This window comes from Chamaesiphon sp. OTE_8_metabat_110 (genome assembly GCF_031382685.1).
GTDB lineage: Bacteria > Cyanobacteriota > Cyanobacteriia > Cyanobacteriales > Chamaesiphonaceae > Chamaesiphon.
Window position 1 is genome coordinate 1 of the sequence record NZ_JANMZA010000594.1, and the last position, 2,357, is coordinate 2,357.

Here is a 2,357-nt window from a genome sequence, read left to right on the forward strand (position 1 = left end):
GCCTTTTACTGGCTATTCTGGGTGGGTTTGTACCGCTCGTTCTAACTATTCCCCCTTCACAGACATTTTCATCCACATTACTGGATCGAAATTTGCTAGCTCAAACACCAGCACCTTCATCATTTCCTGAAGATCGACCGACTCCACTTACTCCCGCAGTCAAAAAGTCTCGTGTTACCCAGGGTTCGCAATGGAAATTATGCGGTCGCCAACAGAATACCAGCCAGCGGAGTAGTGGCTTTACAGGGGATACTACTGGCACCTATATCAGCAATATTCAAGTCAATCTTTACAGCAATACTTACAGCACAGTTACTTTAAACTGGGCTAACAAAAATTTAAGCAGCGAAACTCTACCAGTTCAGTTTAATGCCTCTTCAGGTGCGGGGAATTGCAATGCAGATTGTCGTTCGACCGCCCAGAGTCAAAAGCGGGGTTCTCGCTGTACGCCTCTGTCTCCACCACCTTATTTAGTCCAAGGTTATGGTTGCGTTCTTCCCAAATATCCAGAGGCAAAATTTGTCACTTGGTTTCATGCAGAGCGAGAAATTGCCTTTCATGCCTACGCAGTGCCGCCTTATCCCGCTTCGCATGGATGTATGCGCCTATTAACTAAAAATCGCGGTGCTGAGTGGATTTATGACAATACTTTGGCTGGGATTACCCAAGTAAAAATCGATGGGAATCCGCTGTCAGTAAGTCTCAGTCCTAAGTGCTGGAGGGGCGATCGATTAATCTCCCGTCCGACAAAAAAATCCAAGCGATCTTCCGGCTAACCGAATTTGTGCGATGAGGATGTTGAAATTCATTCGATCCGCCTCAACCCCCGCAGATTGCTACACTCGCAACAGGTAATGATAACCCCTGAGATCTTGAGGATCGATCGCCCCAATTGTTGAGGGCTGCTGACTTAGTTCGAGAGTTTCATGCAAATAACCTTTACCCCGAACCATCAGTAGCAAACCGTGCCGTTGTAAAACCGCCTGAATCCGATCGAATGCTGCGGGCAATCGATCGAATGGAATATCTGGGAATGCATGGTGGACGGCATGATAGTCTAGTCCTCCCATCAGCCAGCCAACCCAGGGATAGGTGTCCAGATTGCGGCAGGAGTAGAGTTGCGTCAGTTGGTAGCCACCAGTTCGTCCCCACATGCCATAGTGCTCCAAATGATCTCGCGCTTGGACAATTGTGCCAGCAGTACGCTCCAAAATCAGCCAGAACAGCAGGTAACGACCAACTTCACCCCGTGCGTTGAAAAAAGCCAGCAGTCCACCTTGAAGCACGAGTATTCCCGCCAGATCGATCCATAACTGCACTCGCAATTGCGGTAATACAGTTCTCAACTTCCAAGCATTGGTCAAGGTTTTAATAATCAGCCCGATGCCACCTAAGCCGAAAATATCTAGGCCCCACTGATGGCGTACATACCAGCGCAAGAAAGGATTTACCCTTTGATACTCGGCTTGTGTCCACTGCACGCGCTCTGGGTCGCGCAGGTCGATCCCATTCCAGCCGTGATGCAAGCGATGTAGCAGCGCATACGTTCCATAGGGCCAAAACATCGGCCAAGTCGTTAGGCGGGGCGCAATCGTCTCGAACCACGACCATCCCGTCAGCGTTTGGTGAACCGTATCGTGACTACAGAGCATCCAAAACGCATAAAAGATGCCTGTAATTGCCGTAATGCCCACGAACGTGAGGATGTTGTCACTCGTAGACCAAGCTAGTGCTGTGAGGCTGAGGACGATCGCGCCAATCGTCGCGAATCGAAATAGACCAACACGGGGATCGACCTGACGTAAATCGGCGATTGCGGTTTGCAGTTCTGTTGTGAGTTTGTCCGCAGCCGGAATATACACGCCCATACTTTACCTTCTTTAACGAAAATAAGTGGTTTAAATCCCCTTAGTATGCTGCTATCGAGGAGTTAGATGTAATCGATTACCGATCCCAGGATTTACCTTAGAGGCTAAATCTTGGTTAGGAATTTTACCTAAAAAAGACTGTAACTCTATGCGAGTAAATTTATAATTGTACTCTCCAGCAATCTCGATCGTAGTATCAATATCGATCGCCATTTGGGTTTTTCTCTGCAATGACTCATCTTCTTTCACTGCTGCAAAGAAATCGCGAACACTTTTCATAGTCATAACAATACCCCTCCTTTCCGATCTCCAGATGAAGTCAATCTTAATCATCTAGTCAAGCAGATTCGGGAGCATCCCACTTTTTATTTAGCGATCGCTAATTAATCTGTTAAGGTAGGCACAGCGATGGGCTAGTACTTGAGGAACATTTTCAAATTTCCACTGTGCCCCAGATATTTTAGTGCGACGGTCAATCTGTTTAATTGT

The 2,357-nt window shown here is 47.4% G+C and carries 3 protein-coding genes and 1 pseudogene; 1 reads left to right on the forward strand and 3 read right to left on the reverse strand.

Features of this window, described 5'->3' with window-relative positions; translation table 11 throughout:
• Nucleotides 1-776, forward strand: a 776-nt coding sequence (locus tag RMO52_RS21405) for a L,D-transpeptidase (protein ID WP_310418351.1), incomplete at its 5' end; no start/stop codon positions are given.
• A 60-nt stretch (nucleotides 777-836) separates the two neighbouring features.
• On the opposite strand, the gene RMO52_RS21410 is transcribed toward RMO52_RS21405, so the two are convergent.
• From RMO52_RS21410 to RMO52_RS21420, 3 genes and pseudogenes are all read right to left on the reverse strand, one after another.
• Nucleotides 837-1,868 (reverse strand): fatty acid desaturase, encoded by a 1,032-nt coding sequence (locus RMO52_RS21410; RefSeq protein WP_310418354.1) that lies wholly within the window; start codon nucleotides 1,866-1,868, stop codon nucleotides 837-839.
• Between the two features lie 51 nt (nucleotides 1,869-1,919).
• On the reverse strand, nucleotides 1,920-2,153 hold the full coding sequence (locus tag RMO52_RS21415) for a Nif11-like leader peptide family natural product precursor (RefSeq protein WP_309740311.1): 234 nt from the start codon (nucleotides 2,151-2,153) through the stop codon (nucleotides 1,920-1,922).
• A gap of 84 nt (nucleotides 2,154-2,237) precedes the next feature.
• Nucleotides 2,238-2,357 (reverse strand): annotated as a pseudogene (locus RMO52_RS21420) (ISKra4 family transposase); the annotation flags it as partial.